Annotated in this window: 14 protein-coding genes and 1 pseudogene; 7 read left to right on the plus strand and 8 right to left on the minus strand. The window is 73.0% G+C overall.

The window, feature by feature from the left end; all coding sequences use genetic code 11:
• Positions 1-232: 232 nt before the first annotated feature.
• The 5 genes from H0H10_RS35855 (at position 233) to H0H10_RS35875 (ending at position 5,856) form a co-directional block, all read left to right on the plus strand.
• Positions 233-973: a class I SAM-dependent methyltransferase gene (locus H0H10_RS35855; protein WP_188185377.1), complete on the plus strand. Its 741-nt coding sequence runs from the start codon at positions 233-235 to the stop codon at positions 971-973.
• A 160-nt stretch (positions 974-1,133) separates the two neighbouring features.
• The gene (locus H0H10_RS35860; RefSeq protein WP_188185378.1) at positions 1,134-2,255 is read left to right on the plus strand and encodes a pyridoxal-phosphate dependent enzyme; all 1,122 of its coding nucleotides are present in this window, start codon (positions 1,134-1,136) and stop codon (positions 2,253-2,255) included.
• Entirely contained in the window at positions 2,252-3,478 is a 1,227-nt protein-coding gene (locus H0H10_RS35865; RefSeq protein ID WP_188185379.1) for an ATP-grasp domain-containing protein, read from the plus strand. Before H0H10_RS35860 ends, H0H10_RS35865 begins: the two co-directional genes overlap by 4 nt.
• Positions 3,468-4,745: an MFS transporter gene (locus H0H10_RS35870; RefSeq protein WP_188185380.1), complete on the plus strand. Its 1,278-nt coding sequence runs from the start codon at positions 3,468-3,470 to the stop codon at positions 4,743-4,745. The genes H0H10_RS35865 and H0H10_RS35870 overlap by 11 nt, the downstream gene beginning before the upstream one ends.
• 133 nt (positions 4,746-4,878) lie before the next feature.
• On the plus strand, positions 4,879-5,856 hold the full coding sequence (locus tag H0H10_RS35875; RefSeq protein ID WP_188185381.1) for a ferric reductase-like transmembrane domain-containing protein: 978 nt from the start codon (positions 4,879-4,881) through the stop codon (positions 5,854-5,856).
• 34 nt (positions 5,857-5,890) lie between these two features.
• Here H0H10_RS35875 and H0H10_RS35880 read toward each other — a convergent pair whose 3' ends face one another.
• Both H0H10_RS35880 and H0H10_RS35885 read right to left on the minus strand, forming a co-directional pair.
• Positions 5,891-7,381: a carboxylesterase/lipase family protein gene (locus H0H10_RS35880; protein WP_188185382.1), complete on the minus strand. Its 1,491-nt coding sequence runs from the start codon at positions 7,379-7,381 to the stop codon at positions 5,891-5,893.
• A gap of 22 nt (positions 7,382-7,403) precedes the next feature.
• A complete protein-coding gene (locus tag H0H10_RS35885; RefSeq protein WP_188185383.1) occupies positions 7,404-8,318 on the minus strand; it encodes an MBL fold metallo-hydrolase in 915 nt (304 codons plus the stop codon).
• Positions 8,319-8,494: 176 nt separating this feature from the next.
• Here H0H10_RS35885 and H0H10_RS35890 point away from each other — a divergent pair, with 176 nt between their 5' ends.
• The gene (locus H0H10_RS35890; protein ID WP_188185384.1) at positions 8,495-11,299 is read left to right on the plus strand and encodes a helix-turn-helix transcriptional regulator; all 2,805 of its coding nucleotides are present in this window, start codon (positions 8,495-8,497) and stop codon (positions 11,297-11,299) included.
• Here H0H10_RS35890 and H0H10_RS40350 read toward each other — a convergent pair.
• The 3 genes and pseudogenes from H0H10_RS40350 to H0H10_RS35900 form a co-directional block, all read right to left on the minus strand.
• A complete protein-coding gene (locus tag H0H10_RS40350; protein WP_223180974.1) occupies positions 11,259-11,972 on the minus strand; it encodes an MFS transporter in 714 nt (237 codons plus the stop codon). The two genes, H0H10_RS35890 and H0H10_RS40350, sit on opposite strands and share 41 nt — an antisense overlap.
• Positions 11,973-12,210: 238 nt before the next feature.
• Positions 12,211-12,723, minus strand: a pseudogene (locus H0H10_RS40355) (MFS transporter); the annotation flags it as partial.
• Entirely contained in the window at positions 12,720-13,601 is an 882-nt protein-coding gene (locus H0H10_RS35900) for an alpha/beta fold hydrolase (protein ID WP_188185385.1), read from the minus strand. The gene H0H10_RS35900 and the pseudogene H0H10_RS40355, both read right to left, overlap by 4 nt.
• 90 nt (positions 13,602-13,691) lie before the next feature.
• Between H0H10_RS35900 and H0H10_RS35905 the strand changes: the two genes are divergently transcribed.
• Positions 13,692-14,654, plus strand: a complete 963-nt coding sequence (locus tag H0H10_RS35905; RefSeq protein WP_188185386.1) for a LysR family transcriptional regulator — start codon at positions 13,692-13,694, stop codon at positions 14,652-14,654.
• Between the two features lie 25 nt (positions 14,655-14,679).
• Here the strand turns inward: H0H10_RS35905 and H0H10_RS35910 are convergent, their stop codons facing one another.
• From H0H10_RS35910 to H0H10_RS35920, 3 genes are read right to left on the minus strand one after another with little or no spacing between them, the layout of a single operon-like run.
• On the minus strand, positions 14,680-15,663 hold the full coding sequence (locus H0H10_RS35910) for an alpha/beta fold hydrolase (RefSeq protein WP_223180956.1): 984 nt from the start codon (positions 15,661-15,663) through the stop codon (positions 14,680-14,682).
• Positions 15,664-15,705: 42 nt separating this feature from the next.
• Positions 15,706-16,509, minus strand: coding sequence for a MerR family transcriptional regulator (locus H0H10_RS35915; RefSeq protein ID WP_188185388.1), 804 nt, complete (start codon positions 16,507-16,509; stop codon positions 15,706-15,708).
• Positions 16,502-17,038, minus strand: a complete 537-nt coding sequence (locus tag H0H10_RS35920) for a VOC family protein (protein WP_188185389.1) — start codon at positions 17,036-17,038, stop codon at positions 16,502-16,504. The genes H0H10_RS35915 and H0H10_RS35920 overlap by 8 nt, the downstream gene beginning before the upstream one ends.
• Positions 17,039-17,119: the final 81 nt, after the last annotated feature.

Below are 17,119 nucleotides of genomic sequence, written 5' to 3' on the forward strand. Positions count from 1 at the left end.
GATCGATACGGATCGATACGGACGGCGATCGAGCCTGCCACTCACCGTGGCTCGTGTGAACCATGCCACGGCAATTGGCAAGAACTGAAGGGGTGTTGGCGTCGACCGCACGCGACGCCGAGGCCCTCGCCGCCGTCGTGAACCGCCGGGAACCACCCGCCGCGAGCGGCCGACTACTGAAACGACGGGAGTGGCAGGAGGGGCCCATGGGTCCAAGAGGAGGCCGAGCGTCTTGAAGTGGTACGAGGACGACTCCCTGTGGTCCGACTTCGCGCCCGCCATGTTCTCCCCGGCACGCGCGGAGTCCGTTGCCGAGCTGGTGGCCACATCACCTCTTTTCGGCTTTCCCCCGGGGTCCAAGGTGCTCGACCTGTGCTGTGGTCCGGGTCTGTTCCTGGTGCCGCTGGCCGCCCGGGGGTTCGACGTCACGGGCGTCGACCTCAGTGAGCCGATGCTGGAGCGGGCGAGGAGCGCCTGCGAGGAGGCAGGTGCCGATGTGCGGCTCGTACGAGGGGACATGCTCACGTACACGGCTCCCGAGGCATTCGACGTCGTCCTGAACGTGTTCACGTCCTTCGGGTACTTCGACGACCCGGACGACAACCTCCGGGTCCTGCGCAACGCATGGGAGAGCCTCGCACCCGACGGACAGCTCCTCGTGGACGTCATGGGCAAGGAGGTCCTGGCCGGCTGGATCGGGCGGCCCCAGGCCGTCGACCTGCCGGACGGCTCGTACGTGGTCCAGCGGGACGTCGTCCTCGACAGCTGGCGCAGGCTTCGGACCGACTGGACGCTGGTGCGCGGCACCTCGGCGCGCACGGCGTCCGTGACGTCCTACCTCTACAGTGCCGCCGAACTGCACGACCTGTTCGTGACCGCCGGCTTCTCGGACGTCGAGTGCTTCGGCGGCTTCGACGGCTGCGCGTACGACAACCACTCCCGGCGGCTGATCGTCCGGGGACGCAAGAAGTGAGGCGAACCACCGACTCCGCACGCGTCGCTCCACGGCCGGGTGCCTCTGCGCGTGGTCCGCCCCGCCCCGGCAGGGACGGCAGCCTCACGCGCACGCCTGCCTTTGCCGCCCGCTCGTGGCCAACCGCTCGGCGCCCGCAGCCCCGGAGGACCGGTACACCATGTCACCGCACCACGAGAACCACCATCCCACGCCCGTCACCACCGCCGCACCCGTCCATGAGCACATCACCGACGCGTTGAAGGCGCCGCACCTGATCCGGCTCGGCGGCAACGTCGTGCTCGCCCGCTTCGAGACGATGAAGGTCTACGCGGCTCTGGGCGCCGTGCGCACGCTGCTGCGCCGCGGGCGCATCGTCCCGGGACAGACCCTCGTCGACAGCTCCAGCGGCATCTACGCCCTGGCGCTCGCCATGGCCTGCCACCGGTACGGCCTGCGGTGCCACATCGTGGCGTCCACGACCGTCGACTCGGTCATGCGCGCCCAGCTGGAGGTCCTGGGCGCGACGGTCGACCAGATGCCTCCGTCCCAGAACCTCAAGCTCGACCAGGAACGCCGCGTACGCCGTGTCCGCGAACTGCTGGCCGACCGCCCCGACTTCCACTGGATGCGGCAGTACCACGACTCCGTCCACTACGCCGGATACCGGGAGTTCGCCGACCTCGTCACAGCGGCACTGCCCGACGCGGCCCTCACCGTCGTCGGAGCGGTCGGTACGGGGGCGTCCACCGGCGGGCTGGTGCAGGCGCTGCGGGAGACGGGCAGGACGGTGCGCCTGGTGGGGATCCAGCCGTTCGGCAGCGTCACCTTCGGCAGTGAGCACTTCAGCGATCCCGAGGCGATCATCGCGGGCATCGGAAGCTCCATCCCCTTCGGGAACGTGCGGCACGAGCTGTACGACACCATCCACTGGCTGGACTTCCGGCACGCCATGGCCGGAGCGATCGGCCTCCTGCAGGAACACGCGACCTTCGCGGGCCTGTCGACCGGAGCCGCACACCTGGTCTCCTCCTGGGAGGCGGAGCGCGATCCCGCGCGCCTGCACCTCGTCCTGGGTGCGGACACCGGCCACCGATACGCCGAACGGGTCTTCGCCCGGCACACCGAGGCCCAGGACCTGCGCACCCTCAGGCCCCGGCCCATCCGTACCCTCGACGAGCTGCGTCCGCCCTGGTCGGTGATGGAGTGGGGGCGGCGTCCCGATCCCGCGACGGTACGGCCCGGCCGACGCTCCGGCACGACCGGCGTCGAACCCGTTTCGCCCGTGGAGGTGACGCCGTGACCATCGCGGCCCTGGAATCCCTGTCCTTCGGGCTCGGCCGGATGTCCGCGGCGGCGGCGGAGGCAGGGCACAGGCTGTGCCTGCTCACCGCGGACCGGTCCGTCTACCGGCACGAACTCGACACCCTGCCCGACGGCGCGCTCACCGTCGTCGACGTCGACACCTTCGACGAGTCGGCGACCCGCAGCGCGCTGGGGGCCCTGCCCGGCCTGGCCGGCCTGCTCAACACCACCGACACCTGGAGCGTGCCGGCCGCCGACCTCGCCGCCGAGCTGGGGCTCCCCGGCCCCGATCCGGACGCGGTACGGCTGCTCCGCGACAAGTACCGGGTACGCGAGCTTCTGCACCGCCGAGGACTGAGCCGAAGCGGTGCCGTGCGTGTCGCGGCGAGTCCGGACAGCGCCGACGAGGTGCGCCGTGCGGTCGGTCTGCCGGCGGTGCTCAAGGACTCCGCGGGCACCTCCTCCCGCAATGTCTGGATCGCCCACGACGAGGAAGCGCTGCGCCGCGCGCTCGACGAAGCCGCCCGTCAGCAGCTCATGGGTGAACTGTTCGCGGAGGCGTTCCTGGCCGGACCGCTCTACAGCGCCGAGACCCTCAGCTGGGACGGCGCCACCCGGCTGCTCGGCGTCCTCAGCCGGCACACGTCCCGGCAGCCCGCGGTGCGCGAGGAGGCCGCCGCCTTCCCCGTCGCGCTGCCACCGGCCGACTCGGCCGCCATCGAGCAGTGGGCCGGAGACCTCCTGCACGCGGCGGGGCATCACAGCGGCTTCGCCCACGTGGAGTTCGTCCTCACCACCGAGGGACCGGAACTCGTCGAGATCAACCGCAGGATCGGCGGCGCCCTGGTGGGGGAGGTCATGTGCCGCTCGCTCGGCACCAACGTGTACACCGCCATGATGGAGGAGGCGCTGGGCCGCAGACCGCGCCTCATGGACGCCCCGCTCGACCACACAGGCCCCGCGCACGCCTTCGTTCTCGTCTACGCGGACCGTCCGGGTGTCCTCAAGGGCTGGCACGGGCTCGATGAGCTGGCGGCCTTTCCCGGAGACGCGCGCTGGTACCCGACCCGGGCGCCGGGAGACGTGCTGCCGCAGGTGGGGGACCAGCGCGGCTGCACCGGCATCGTGCTGGCCGAAGCCGCGACGGCGGAGCTGGCGCAGCACCGGGCATGGAGCGCGGCCACCCGCGTGTGCCCCGTCGTCGCCGACAGTGGCCCGTAAGCCCCGGCCCGGCGGGTGGCGGGTCACGGGCCCGCAGGCGTTTCTGCTCGCCGCCTCCTTCCTGATCACCCTGGGCAGCTTCGCCGTCCTGCCGTACATGTCCGTGCTGCTGCACCAGCGGCTCGGACTGGGGCTCGGCACGGTCGGCATCGTGCTGGCCGTCGCCTCGCTGGTGCAGTTCTCCGGCGGAGTGGCCTCCGGCGCGCTGGCCGCGCGCATCGGCCTGCGGGCCACCATGCTGGCGGCACTGGCCGTGCGGACGGCCGGGTTCGCGGCGTTCGTGCCCGGGATGACCAGCCCCGCGCTCGCGGTCGGCGCCCTGTTCCTGGTCTCCTGCGGCGCGGCCCTGTATCTCCCGGCGAACAAGGCGTACTTGGTGGAGGGCGCCGGCGAAGCCGACCGGCCTCGCCTGCTGTCGGCGAGCGGGTCGGCCTTCAACGCGGGCATCGCCCTCGGCCCGCCGGCCGCGGCACCCCTCGTCATGGGCTCGCCCACTGTGCTGTTCTCCTGCGTCACCGCGCTGTTCGCGCTCGTCGGCACCGGCCACGCACTGCTGCCTCCGGCCGTGGTGCGTCCCGTGGCCGACGGGGCGCGGGAGGCCACCGGCGACGCCGGCCTGCCCCAGCGGCACGAGGACGGCCTGCCGCCCTTCGCCGTGACCGTGCTGAGTGTGTACGTCTTCATGTTCTTCCAGCACTACCTGGCGCTCTACGCCGTCCCGCGCACCTCGGCCGGCTACTACGGGGCGGTGCTGGCGGGCTACGCCTGCCTCCTGGTCGTCGCCCAGCCGCTGCTGTCAGGGCGGATCGCCGCGCTCTCCTACCGGGACGCCGTGAAGGCGGGCTTCGGGAGTATGGCGGCCGGGACGGCCGTCATCGCCTACGGCGGATACGCCGGCATCGGCGCCGGAGCGGCGCTCATGTGCGTGGGCGAGGTCGTGCTCTTCCTGAAGAACGACCTGGAGGCGCTGGCCCGTTCGACCGCGGCACCGGCCACGGTCTTCGGCCGGCAGCGGCTGGCGGCCGGCCTCGGAGCGTTCGGCAGTGCGGTGGTCGGCGGCCAGGTGTACGCGGCCGCGGAAGCGATGGGCTCGGCCCGGGGGTTCTGGCTCGCCGTATGCGTCCAAGCCCTGCTTCTTCCCGTCCTGCTGGCGTCCGTGGTACGCCGCCGTCGCAGCGCGGCCGGTCCCGGAGCCCGGCGGCGCACGGTCATCCGCAGAGCGGCGGCGGCCATCGCGAAGAAGAGAGACGGCACTTCCTCCGCGTGACCCACGCCACGTGCCGATGGCGGGAACTTTCGTCCCTCGCCCTCCGACTCATCCAACAGCGCGACCGGGCACACTCGTGCCCGGAAAGCCGAGGCACCCGCTCACCAGCCGAAGCGACGGAAAAGGCCGCACGATGACGTCATCACCAGCGCAGCCCGCCTCCGGACCGGCCGACGACCCCGTCGTCGAGGCCGGTGACCGGCAGCGACGCCCCACCCTGCGGTCCGACCTGCGTGCCTCGGTACCCGACGGCCTGATCGCACTGCTCGTGACCGGCGCCGTCTTCGCTCTCCTGTACGCACGCATCCGCGCCGAGACCTCCTCGACCGTGTCCGTCATGCCCTTCATGACCGACACGGGCGAGTTCTGGATGTACTTCCTCAGCCAGGCATTCGGCTGGTCCGCCCTGCTGTGGGCCTGGATCACCGTCGTCCTCGGACTCCTGCTCTCCGGCCCCCGCCCCTCCTGGCTGCACCTGTCCGGCCGGCGCCTGGAACGCCTGCACCGCACCACCAGCCTCAACACCATCGCCCTCATCGCCGCCCACGCGCTGCTGTTCGCCGCCCAGCTGGTCCGGTCCGACACCGCGCGCTGGCACTCCGCGGTCGCCACGGCCTTCGTGGAGACCTTCGTCCCCGGCGGCTACGACTCGGGCACCGGCAAGCTCGCCATCCCCCTGGGGCAGGCGGCCCTCTACCTGGCCATCCCTCTGGGCCTGCTCTTCTACATCAGGCACCGCATCGGCCCCAGGACCTGGCGCGTCCTGCACCGCTTCGTGATCGCCGTGTACGTCCTGAGCGTCTGGCACACCCTCCTCTACGGCACGAACGTCTGGTACGACGGCTGGTTCCGCACCGCGATCTGGCTGCTCCAGCTCCCCATCGCCGCGCTCCTCCTGCTGCGCCTGCTGCAGCCGGCACGGCGCTCGGAGAAGCTGCGCGGCCGTCGCGCCCACACCGGCTCACCGACGGGCTGGGCCCTGCGCCTGAGCGGCCGTCTGGCCGTCGTCGGGGTGATCGCCGCCCTCATCGGTGTGATCATCAGCGGAAGCGACGGCGGCCGTACCGTGCCTCCCGAGGACACCTCTTCCACCCACAACGAGCACGGCTGACAAAGCGGCGAAGACCTCCACTCCGACGAGAGGGTCAGCGCCAGGCCTGTCGTTCCCGGCTGCGGGGGTCGTCGACCTGGGTCCACTCGGCGTCGATGCGCATGGTGGACCTGCGCCGGGTGTCGTACCGGTCCCAGCCGGGGTCGCCGGTCCTCGCGAACCGTACCCAGGTCTGGTGCATCCGGGCGGCGAGATCCGCGGGGGGCTTGCCGGGCCCGAGCAGGGCGGCGGGGCCGTGCAGCCGGGGGAGGTGGGCGAGGTCGAAGACGAAGGGCAGCTCGACCGCGTGGGTGGCGCCGAGCTCTCCGTCCAGGGCCTGGGAGCGCCAGGCGAACTCGTAGGCGTACGTGGCGGACCGGGCATGTGCGGCGTGTGCCCCGGCCAGGGCCCAGCTGCCCGCGCCGAACAGCGCGTCGCCCATGATGGCGGAGCGCAGCTCGCCGAATGACGCCTCGGGGCGTGTCCTCCGGTAGGTCTCGACGAGCCGGGCCGCGTCCGGGTGCGAGCGCGCCGCCGCGTCGTCGACGTCCTCGGCGGTCGAGGTGGCGTACTTGTCCACCGGGACCAGGTAGAGGTTGCCTTCCTCGGCGTTGGTCCCGATGAGCAGGTCGATGCCGGTGCTCAGGCCGGCGGCGACGGATTCGGCGGGTTGGGTGTCGAGGACCAGGCTGAAGGGGCTGAGCCCGATCAGCGGGTCACGGTGGGTCCCGGTCCGCAGGTCGATGCCGGCGAGCCGGGAGGCGGCCTCGACCAGGCGCTCGTCGGGGAGCTCCGCGAAGGCGTCGGCATGGGGTTCGACGCCCAGGACGTCGGCCGCCGCCCGGGTGACGCGGGCGGCCTGCTCGGTGGTGAAGGCACCCAGGCCGCTGCCGCTCTGGACGATCGCCCGATGGAAGAGGCCTGCGGCTTCCGGGGTGGCGAGGACACCGCCGACGACGGTCGCCCCCGCCGACTGGCCGAAGAGGGTGACGTTGTCCGGATCACCGCCGAAGGCGGCGATGTTCTCCCGCACCCAGCGCAGCGCGGCTTCGACGTCGAGCAGCCCGCGATTGGCGGGCGCGCCGGGGAGGTCGAGGAACCCGACGATGCCGAGCCGGTAGTTGAGGGTGACGAGGACGACGCCGTCGCGGGCGAAGGCGGAGCCGTCGTACAGCGCGGACCGCGTCGATCCGGCGACGAATCCGCCACCGTGGACGAACACCATGACGGGCAGGCCGCCGTCGCCGGTTGCGGGCGTGAAGACGTTGACGGTGAGGTAGTCCTCGCCGCGGCTCCAACCGGCACCGAAGTAAGGGGACATGTCCACGCTGCCGAGCCTGCGCTCGGACTGCGGCGCGTTGGGCCCGGGCACGGTGGCGTCCCGTACGCCGTCCCACGGCTCGTGCGGCCGCGGCGGCGCGAACCGGCCGGCGCCGCGGGGCGCGGCGGCGTAGGGGATGTTCAGGAACGCGGTGGTGTCGCCCTGGCGCAGGCCGCGGACGGCTCCCTGAGCGGTGGTCACGACGGGGCCGGGGTGGTGGTTCACGGTGGTGCCTCTCCGCAGGGTCTCAGGCCTGCTCGGTGTACGGGGCGAAGGGCGCCCAGCCCTTGATGGCGAACTTGCTTCCCTCGCGCACCACTTCGGCGGCGCCGTGGCCGCCCAGGTGCGCGGGGATCACGAGTGCGTTGTTGTCCGCCGCCCAGCCGAGTACCTTGCGGCGGGTGGCGCGGGCGCCCGCGGGGTCCTCGCAGAAGCAGCTGTTGGCGTCCGGTTCGAGGATCTGCACGGGGCTGTGCAGCATGTCGCCGACGAACACCGCCCGGTCCGTCCCGGAGGTGAGGGTCAGGACGCAGGAGCCGGGGGTGTGCCCGGGAGCCGCGTCCAGGCGCAGGCCGGCGTCGATCCGGTGGCTGTTCTCCCACAGCAGCGTCCGGCCGGCCTGGTGCACCGGAGCCACGCTGTCCTCGAAGACGTTCTGGTTGCCTCGGCCGAGCCGCGGCTTGTGGCCGTTCTCGGGATTCCAGAAGTCGAAGTCGTCCTTCGGCATCAGATAGGTGGCGGCAGGGAAAGTGGGCACCCATTGCCGGCCGTCCAGGTAGGTGTTCCAGCCGACGTGATCGATGTGGAGATGCGTGTTGATCACGATGTCCACGTCCTCGGGCTCGACTCCGGCCCGGGCGAGATTGGCCAGGAAGTCCGTCCTGAGGTGGCTCCAGACCGGCGCGTACGGGCGCTCCTTGTGGTTGCCCACGCCGGTGTCGACGAGGATCGTCCTGCCCTCGCTGCGCAGCAGCCAGGTCTGGATCGCGGAATGCACGATGTTGGTGTCGGAATCCAGGAAATGAGGGCTCAGCCAGGAGCCGCCGTCTTCCCACACCTCTTTCGGGCTTTCCGGGAAGAAGGTGTCGGGCGTCATGTCGACGGGGCCGAAGTACTCCCACACCCGGGTGACGCTGACATTGCCGAGCGTGATGTGGTCCATGAGACGTCCTTGCAATTCGGGGGATTTCCCGAACCGTACGAGCGGCCTCGGCAGCCGGGGTATCCGCAACGTGACTGCACCTGTGCGCGCGGCCCGGGTACGGGCGCGGCCCCTTGTAGCCTGGGCGGGCAAGGCAAGGCGGCTCCCGTTCGTGAGCCACGGTTCGTGGAGGCCTCGTGGGCGAGCACACAGGCGACCTCGGTGCGGTCACGGGACCGGAGCCGGACCCGGGTGAGCCGTTCGTGGGACGGGACGCGGAGCTGGGACGCCTTTTCCGTGCGGTGGAGCCGGCGTCGGCCGACCCGGTGATGATGCTCGTCGGTGCCATGGGCATGGGGAAGAGCGTCCTGCTGGACCGTGCGGTGCGCCGGGCCGAGGCGAACGGCGCTCGCGTACTGCGTGCCGAAGGCAGCGAGTCGGAGGCGAACCTGACGTTCTCCGCCCTGCACCAGTTGCTGCGGCCGCTGCCGGCGGAGGTGGTGGACGGACTGCCGGAGGGGCAGCGCACCGCGATACGGGACGCCTTCGGCACGGGCCCGGCCACGCACCGGCGTACGAGCGCACCGGATCAGCTGTTGATCGGGGTCGCCGTGCTGAGCCTGCTCTCAGCCCTGGGCGACCGACAGCCCGTCCTCATGGTGCTCGACGATGCGCAGTGGTTCGACCGTGCTTCCCTGGACGCACTGCTCTTCGTCGCCAGGCGCCTGGAGGGTGAACGGGTCACGATGCTGATCGCGGCCCGTGACGGCGACCACCTCGCGCGATTCGACCGGCACATGCCCACGCTCGTCCTCGAACCGCTCGACGACGCTGCGGCGAACCGGTTGCTGGACCGGCAACCGAAGAGTCCCACCGGCCGTACCAGGGCGCGCATCCTCGACCAGGCGGGCGGCAACCCCCTGGCGCTGGTGGAACTCGCGAGGGCGGCCACCGCCCGGGACGCGGCGACCGGGCTGCCGTCCGCGGGGCCGCTCCCCCTCACCGATCACCTGGAGCGGATCTTCGCCGCTCGCCTCGACGGTCTTCCCGCCGGCACGACGCGGGCCCTGCTGCTCCTGGCCGCCATGGACAGTGTCGACTCCCCGGTCGCCGTCACGGCCGGGCTGCCGGACGCCGAGGGCGACGCCTGGCTGCCGGCCGAGCGGGCCGGGCTGGTCCGGCGAACCGGCCGGGACGTCCGGTTCCGCCACCCGCTGGTCCGGTCCGCCGTGTATCACGCCGCGTCCGCGGGCGCCCGGCGCGAGGCCCACCTCACGCTCGCCGAGCTGCTGCGGGACGAACCGGACCGGCGTGCCTGGCATCTTGCCGCCGCCTGCCCGGGCCCGGACGCGGCTGTGTCGGCGGAGCTCGAACGGACCGCCGACCGGGCCCGCCGCCGCGGCGGCCACGCGGCGGCGGCCAAGGCCCTCCAGCGTGCGGCGGAACTCGCGCCGCGGCGGGAGGACAGTGCCCGGCTGCTGGTCCGAGCGGCTTCAGCGGCCGTGTTCACCGGTGACCTCGCCTGGGTCGAGGAACTGACCGCTGCGGCCCGCGCGCGCACGGACGACCCGTCGCTGCTGGCTTCCGCCGCCGTGCAGGCGGGTCGGCTGGCGGTCCTGACCCTGCGCCACACCACGGTCTTCTCCTGGCTGACCGACGCCGCCGAGGCATGGGCGGACTCCGAGCCCGCCGCCGCGCTGGAACTCTTGGGCGACGCCGCCGTGGCCCGCTTCTACTCAGGGGAGGACGCCCAGCGCCGCCGCATCCAGGACATCCTGGGGCGCCTTCCCGAGGACGCGTCATCCGCGGGCCTGCGTACTTGGGTGAGGGCCGTGTCGGACCCCTTCGGCGACAGGGACGAATTCGTCTCCCTGCTCCCGCGGCTGGCCGCCGAGGCGGAAGCCCGGCCGGAACGGCTGACCACCGTCGGAATCATGGCGTGGTTGCTGGACGAGACCCCGCAGGCCGTCCGCGCCTTCGACAGGGCCTTCGACCGCTGGGAGTTGCAGGGAGCGCTGCCGGAGGGCCTGGGCGGCGCGGTCGCCTGGGCCTATGCGGAGCGAGGACGGTGGGACCAGGCCCGGGAGGCCTGTGCCCGCATCACCGCGGTCGGCCGGGCGGCCGGCCTCGGCCACGCCGCGGCCTGTGCGGCCACCGTGGAGGCCACCGTGCTGGCCTACCAGGGGGACGCGCCGGCAGCTCGCGCCCGGGCCGATGAGGCGCTCGCCCTGATCGATCCGCTGGAAAGCCGCTCGGTCGCGGTCTATGCGCGACGCGCGCTCGGCGCCGCGGCGGCCGCGGAAGGCGCCTACGAGACCGCCTACGACCAACTCCGCTTGGCCTTCACGGCAGATGGCGCGCCCGTGCATTACCACGCCTCCTTCCCGCTCCTCGCGGATCTGGCCGCCGCCGCCGTGCGGTGCGGCCGCCGCGAGGACGCGGCCGGGACCGTCGAGCATTGCGCACGCGCCCTCGGGGACACGGCCTCACCCCGCCTGCGCGCGCTGGTCAGCCGGGCCCGCGGCCTGCTGGCACACCCCGAGGACGCCGAGCCGTACTTCCGGTCCGCCCTGGCCGACCCGGTGCTCGAGCACTGGCCCTTCGAACGCGCCCAGACCCTGCTCGACCTCGCCGAGTGGCTGCGGCGCCGTCGGCGCATCGCGGAGGCGCGGGCGCCGCTCACCGACGCTCTGGAGACCTTCCGCCGCCTGGGCGCCCGCCCGTGGATCGAGCGCGCGCGGGCCGAATCGCGCGCCGCCGGCCTCGACGTCACGGACACGCCCCCCGACGCGCTCGCGGCGCTCTCCCCGCAACAGCAGCAGATCATCAGGCTCGCCGCCCGCGGACTGACCAACCGCGAGATCGGCGAGAGGCTCTTCCTCTCCCCGCGCACGGTCGGCTCGCACCTCTACCGCAGCTTCCCCAAGCTGGGCGTCACCGCCCGCTCCCAGCTGCGCGACCTCATCGACGGCGCCCTCGCGTCGGCCGGCCACCGGGAATGAGGGCACGCCCGGCCGTGGAAGCGGTCACCTGAGGCACTCCCGCCCGCCATTCCGCCGGGCCGCGTGGCGCCCTCGGCCGCACTCTCCGCCGCAGCCGCAGGGTGATCAACGCGGTGAGCACGAAGACCGCGGCCTCGTAGGCCATGGCGTGGCCGAACGCCGCGTTCGCACCGCCGGCCGGAGAGAAGTAGGCCAGCCCGGCCACCGTCACCCCGATCGAGCCGCCGAGTTGCTGGGCCGTGGGCAGCAGCCCGGACACCGAGCTCGCCGCGGCGCCCCGCACACCCGCCAGAACCAGGGCGAACACCGCGGCTGTGAACAGGCCGAACGCCGCGCCCCCGGCCGCCAGTACCACCAGGGCCGCCCGGCGTCCGGGGCCGGTGCCGATGAGCGGCGCGAGGGCCGGGGCCGTACCCGCCAGGACGAGCGCCGCGGCCGTCAGCGCGGCCGGGCCCAGGCGGCGGGAGAGAGCCGGGGCGGCACGGCTGCCCAGGACGGCCGCCGCGGCGAACGGCGCCGACATCAGCGCGGCGGACAGCGCCGGATACCCGAGGGCGGACTGCAGGTGCAGGAACAGCAGATACGTGAACGACGGCACACCGGCGTTGAAGACGAACACCAGCAGGACGCCCCGCCGCGCGGCCCGGTCCCGCAGGACCGACGGGTGGATCAGGGGGGTCCGGCCGGTGCCGGAGGGTGCGGGCGAAGCAGGCGAGGGCCGCCGCGGCCCCGGCGAAGGAGGTCCATGTCCACCAGGGCCAGCCGGCCTGCCGGCCCAGCGCGCACGGCAGGACCAGGGCGCCGAAGCCGGTGGCGGCCAGCACCGCGCCGGCCCAGTCCACGCGTTGCCCGTCCGTACCGCGCGTCCGGGGCAGCAGGCCCGCCCCCGCCGGCGAGACGAGTGCCACCGGCACCGTGACCAGGAAGACCGCCCGCCAGCCGAGGCCGAAGAGGCCGGCGCCGACGAGCAGTCCGCCGAGGAGCGGCCCGGCCAGTGAGGCCACGCCCATGGTGGCGCCGTACAGGGCGAGGGCGCGTGGGCGGCGCTTTGGGGGAACACCGGTGCGGATGAGCGAGAGCACCTGCGGGGCGACCAGGCCGCTGCCCGCGCCCTGCACCAGCCGGGCCGCGATCAGCCAGCTGGCGCCGGGCGCGGCGGCGCAGGCCACCGAGCCGGCCGTGAACACGGCGGTGCCCAGGGCGAACAGCCGCCCGTAGCCGTAGCGGTCGCCCAGCCGTGCGGCGGCGACGAGCACGCACCCGTAGGCCAGGGTGTACCCGGCCAGGACGAGCTGCACCGCGCCGGGGCCCGCGCCCAGGCCGGACTGGATGGCCGGAGCGGCGATCTGCGCGATCGTGACGTTGAGCAGCTGCACGAAGGTCGCACTCAGCACCACCGGCAGCAGGAACCGGCTGCCGTTCACCGGACCAGGGCCTCGGCGAGTTCCTGCGGCCGGGCGGCGAACGGGCTGTGGCTGCCCGGCAGGGTGTGGACGGTGAACGGCTCGCCGGGCATGGCCCGGTCGGCCTCCGCGATCATCAGATCCTGTGCGGCCGTCGGCAGTGCCCGGTCCTGCGCGCAGCGCAGGAAGGTGCGCGGGATACGGCCCCACCGCGCCGCGGTCAGGGTGACCGGGGTCGCCGGGACGGACAGCGGCAGGTCCGGGCTGAGCGCGGAGCGCCAGCGGTCGAAGCGGTCGGCGGGTGTGTCGTGGTAGTGGGCCTGCCGCAGCTCCTCGACGTAGGCGGGGTCCGCCGAGAGCGGGTCGATCCGTACGGCGCCCAGCGCCTGCGGGTCACCGAGGTTCAGGCTCTGCCCGCGTGCGGTGGCGTTCTCGGGAGCGCCGAGGTAGTCGAAGAACCGGGGGCGGCCGGCCGGGACGAACGCGGAGAGGTAGACCATGCGGTCGACCAGCTCGGGCGCGCGCTCGGCGGCCAGCGACGCGGGACCGCCGCCCGCGCTGTGGGCGACGAGCACCACGCGGCCGTAGCGTCGGACCCGGCGCAACGTGTCCAGGACGGCATCGGCGCAGTCGTCCATCGTCACATCGGCGAGCTGTGACCTCTCGGTCAGCAAGCCGGGCCGGCCGGGCAGCAGGTACCCACTGGGCAGGGGCGCGCCGAAGCCGTGCCCGGGCAGGTCGACGGCCACGCTGGCGGCGCCGAGACCGGCGAGTGCGCGCTGCGTCGCCGCCCACTGCCACGAGCCGTGCCAGGCGCCGTGGACGAGGACGAAGACGGTGTTGCCGGCGTCGGCGCCGTTGACGGTGCCGTTCACATCGGTGTTCGCAGAGGCTGTCATGGCTCCCATCCCAGTCGGCGACGACGGAGCCATCCAGGAGAAGATATGACATGCTGGGCGGCGATACTTTCCCTGTATGAAGGGCTGGTCATGGAGGCGCGGCATCTGCGGTACGCGCTCGCCCTCGCCGAGCACGGGCACTTCGGCCGGGCCGCCCGCGCGCTGGGCATCGCGCAGCCGCCGCTGTCCAAGCAGATCGCCGACCTGGAGCGCGAGATCGGCACCCGGCTGTTCGACCGCACGCGCCAGGGCGTGTTCCCGACCGCCGCGGGCGAGGCGTTCCTCGCCCGGGCACGGCGGGCGCTGGAGGAGATGACGGCGGCCACGGTGGACGCCGGCCGGGCGGCGCGCGGCGAGACGGGCCGGCTGCGCCTGGGGTTCGTGGCCTCCGCGTTGCTCGACCCGCTGCCGGACGTCCTGGGCAGGTTCGGCCGAGGGCGGCCCGACGTGCGGCTGGAACTGCACGAGATGGCCTCCGGCCGCAGCGCCACCGCACTCGTCGCCGGAGAACTGGACGTGGCCGTCACCCTCGGGCCGCCACGGGGTGCGGGGGCAGAGCACCTGGTGTCCGTCCCGATCGGCCACGACCGTCTGATCGCCGTCGTCAGCAGCACGCACCCCTACGCCGGCCAGGTGTCGGTGACACTGGACCAGCTGCGGCGGCAGCCGCTGATCGTGGCCGCAGGGGAGGACGAGCCCGCGGTCACCGCCAAGCTGCGCACCCTGCTGGGCGAGGACGCCGCCGCGCTGGACGGTGCGACCGTCGCCAGGGACGTGCACACGATCATCGGCCTGGCCGCCTGCGGCGTCGGCGTGGGCCTCGGGCCCTCCCGCATGCTGTCGGCCCCGCGCCCGGGCATCCGGTTCTGCGAAGTGACCCCGCGCACGGCACTGCCCGACCTGATCCTGTCCTTCAACGCCCAGGACCGCTCCCCGGCGCTGGACGCCTTCCTCGACACCGTCCGCAGGAACTGCCCCGACGTCGGGGCCGCGCTCGACCGCCGGCTGGACCACGCATGGGGACCGGATCCCGTTCTGCCGGCCGCCCCTTGAGGGCTCGGCCGCGGACCGCCCGGACTCATGCAGGCCCGCAGCCGCTTCCGGGACCGGCGTCCTCGGTTGCGCGCCGGGCCGGCCCCGGGCTGCGGACGGCCGACACCAGACGCAGGATCGCCTGCGCCGTGGCCTGCGGCGCCTCCCGGGGCGGGAAGTGCCCGACACCGGGCATCAGGACCCGCTCGTAGTGCCGGGTGAACAGGTCGTCCTTGCCCTCGGTGGTCTCGGGGAGGTTGTCGCCGTCGCGCTCACCGTGCAGCACCAGGCACGGGACGCGCACGGGGGACGGGCCGGCGAGCCGGTCCTCGATGTCCTGGTAGGCGGGATCGCCGGATGCCTCGCCCCACCGGTGCAGATAGGCGTGGACGCTGATCTCGGCCCAGTCGGGGTTGTCCCATGCCGTGGCCGCCTCATCGAAGTCCGGCTCGGGGAAGTCCCACCCGGGCGACCAGGACTTCCACAGGTAACGGGCGAATCCGCGCCGGTCGCGCTCCAGCGCACGGCGGCCGCGGGCGGTCGCGACGTACCACTCGTACCAGTAGGCGTGGGCCAGCGGGTAGGGCACGCTGCTGTCGGGTCGGTTGGTCGAGTGTCCCGCCGAGACGGCGATCAGCGCGCGGATCCGCTCCGGGAACAGAGCGCCGACGACGTACCCGGCGCGAGCCCCCCAGTCGTGCCCGGCGAGCACCACGTCGTGCAGGTCCAGTGCCTCGATGAAGTCGCTCAGGTCCTGGCCGAGCGCGCCGATCTGCCCACTGCGCGGCCGGTCGGCCTCCTGGAACCGGGTGTCCCCGAAGCCGCGCAGATACGGCCGGTACACACGGTGCCCCGCCCGGTGCAGATGCGGCAGCACCCCGTCCCAGCAGTGGATGTCGTCCGGCCAGCCGTGCACCGCCACCACCGCCTGTCCGTCTTCCGGGCCGTCGGCTTCGTAGGCGATCCGCAGGGTGGGTGTCTCGACATGGTTGCGCACTCCGGGCCGGGTGATCCGTCGGGAGCTGCCCAAACGAGCCATCCTCCGGGAGCGGGCTCACCGCGGCCTCGCGCTCTACTGCCAGGTCGCGGTGTCGGGGTCGATGCCGTGGGCGCGGGCGCCGGCGTCGATGATGCGACGGAACCACGTGGCAAGGCCGGGGCGGATGCCGTCGTAGTGGGCGGCGAATCCCGGATCGGCCTCGAACTTGCGGCCGAGACAGACCTGCATCTGCCTGGTGAGGGGAAAGTACGAAGCAAACACTTCGCGGTGCCGCTCGACCAGTCGGTTCGCTTCCGGGCTGCCGGGTGCGACACCGGCGTCCATCGCGTCCCCGAGGGCGCGTTCGAGGCCGGCCATGGCGTCGGCGACGGCCTGCCATTCCTCCGGACTGCGAGAGGCCGAGCGTTCGGCGTACTGCAGCCATTGCGCCGTGTCTCCGTAGCGCCGGCGGGCCTGGGCGGGCCAGTCCGGATTCCACCGGGCGCCGAAGACCTCGGCCTGCTGCTCGGCGGTCAGCAGCAGGCCGCGCTCGTGCGCGTCGATCATCCGGTCCAGTCCGGCACCGAGCTGCTGGAGGCGTTCGATCCGCTCGGCGACCTGGGCGCGCTGCGCGCGCAGTGCCCCGGGCACGTCCGCGGCCGGGTCGTCCAGGACGGCCTGAATCCTGTCCAGGCCGAGACCGAGTTCACGGTAGACGACGATGCGGTGCAGGCGTTCCAGATCACCGGCGGTGTAGAGCCGGTAACCGGCAGCCGTGCGCAGCGACGGCCGCGCCAGGCCGATCTCGTCCCAGTGGTGCAGCGCGCGGACCGTCACGCCCAGACGCGTCGAGACCTGACCGACGGTCAGGCCATCGGCGTCAGTGGTATCAGGCATGCTCCTCATTGTCGCCGCGGCCGACGCCCGGTGGGGTGATGCCGATGGCTTCAAGGTTCCGTGCCTCCTGACTGGCCGGATCGAAGGGCTTCGCCGCGGTGAGAACGATCCGCGCGTTCTCGGGGGTGATCACCGTCAGGTCGCGGGTGTTCCAGGGGGTGTCCCGTGGACCGTCGACCGAGTCGGGGCGCAATGCGCGACAGGTCTCGGCAAGGGAGTCGACCTGGCTGAGCACGCACGCGAAACTGAAGCCCATCGTCAGCGGCTGCTCCGGAACGCTCTCCTCCGAGACGAGGAGTACGTCCTGGAACGCCCACCGGCGCAGGTGCACGAGCCTGCCGGGGATGCCGAACAGCTCGAAGAACCCGAGCCCACGGGTCCAGAAGTCCACCGACGCCGCCAGATCGCTCGTGGGGATCGTCACGAACGCGGGCATTCCGTAGATGCCACGGAACGGCTCCGGCGGAACCGCGTCCGGGCCGGGGGCGGGCACGGGACTCATCTCGAACGCGTTGAAGTAGTCGCTCATGCGTGCCACCCTCCAGCCTCACGCAACGTGAGGGTCAAGCCGCATCCGCGCCCGCACGGCCCCGCCGGCCGGAGTCGGTCC

It is taken from the genome of Streptomyces griseicoloratus, assembly GCF_014534645.1.
GTDB classification, from domain to species: Bacteria; Actinomycetota; Actinomycetes; order Streptomycetales; family Streptomycetaceae; genus Streptomyces; species Streptomyces griseicoloratus.

Bases quoted from the DNA above. Each gene is read 5' to 3' on its own strand.
- H0H10_RS35860 (WP_188185378.1), top strand. From the start codon at position 1,134: ATGTCACCGCACCACGAGAACCACCATCCCACGCCCGTCACCACCGCC.
- H0H10_RS35875 (WP_188185381.1), top strand. From the start codon at position 4,879: ATGACGTCATCACCAGCGCAGCCCGCCTCCGGACCGGCCGACGACCCC.
- H0H10_RS35885 (WP_188185383.1), bottom strand. From the start codon at position 8,318: ATGGACCACATCACGCTCGGCAATGTCAGCGTCACCCGGGTGTGGGAG.
- H0H10_RS35900 (WP_188185385.1), bottom strand. From the start codon at position 13,601: ATGACAGCCTCTGCGAACACCGATGTGAACGGCACCGTCAACGGCGCC.
- H0H10_RS35905 (WP_188185386.1), top strand. From the start codon at position 13,692: ATGGAGGCGCGGCATCTGCGGTACGCGCTCGCCCTCGCCGAGCACGGG.
- H0H10_RS35915 (WP_188185388.1), bottom strand. From the start codon at position 16,509: ATGCCTGATACCACTGACGCCGATGGCCTGACCGTCGGTCAGGTCTCG.
- H0H10_RS35920 (WP_188185389.1), bottom strand. From the start codon at position 17,038: ATGAGCGACTACTTCAACGCGTTCGAGATGAGTCCCGTGCCCGCCCCC.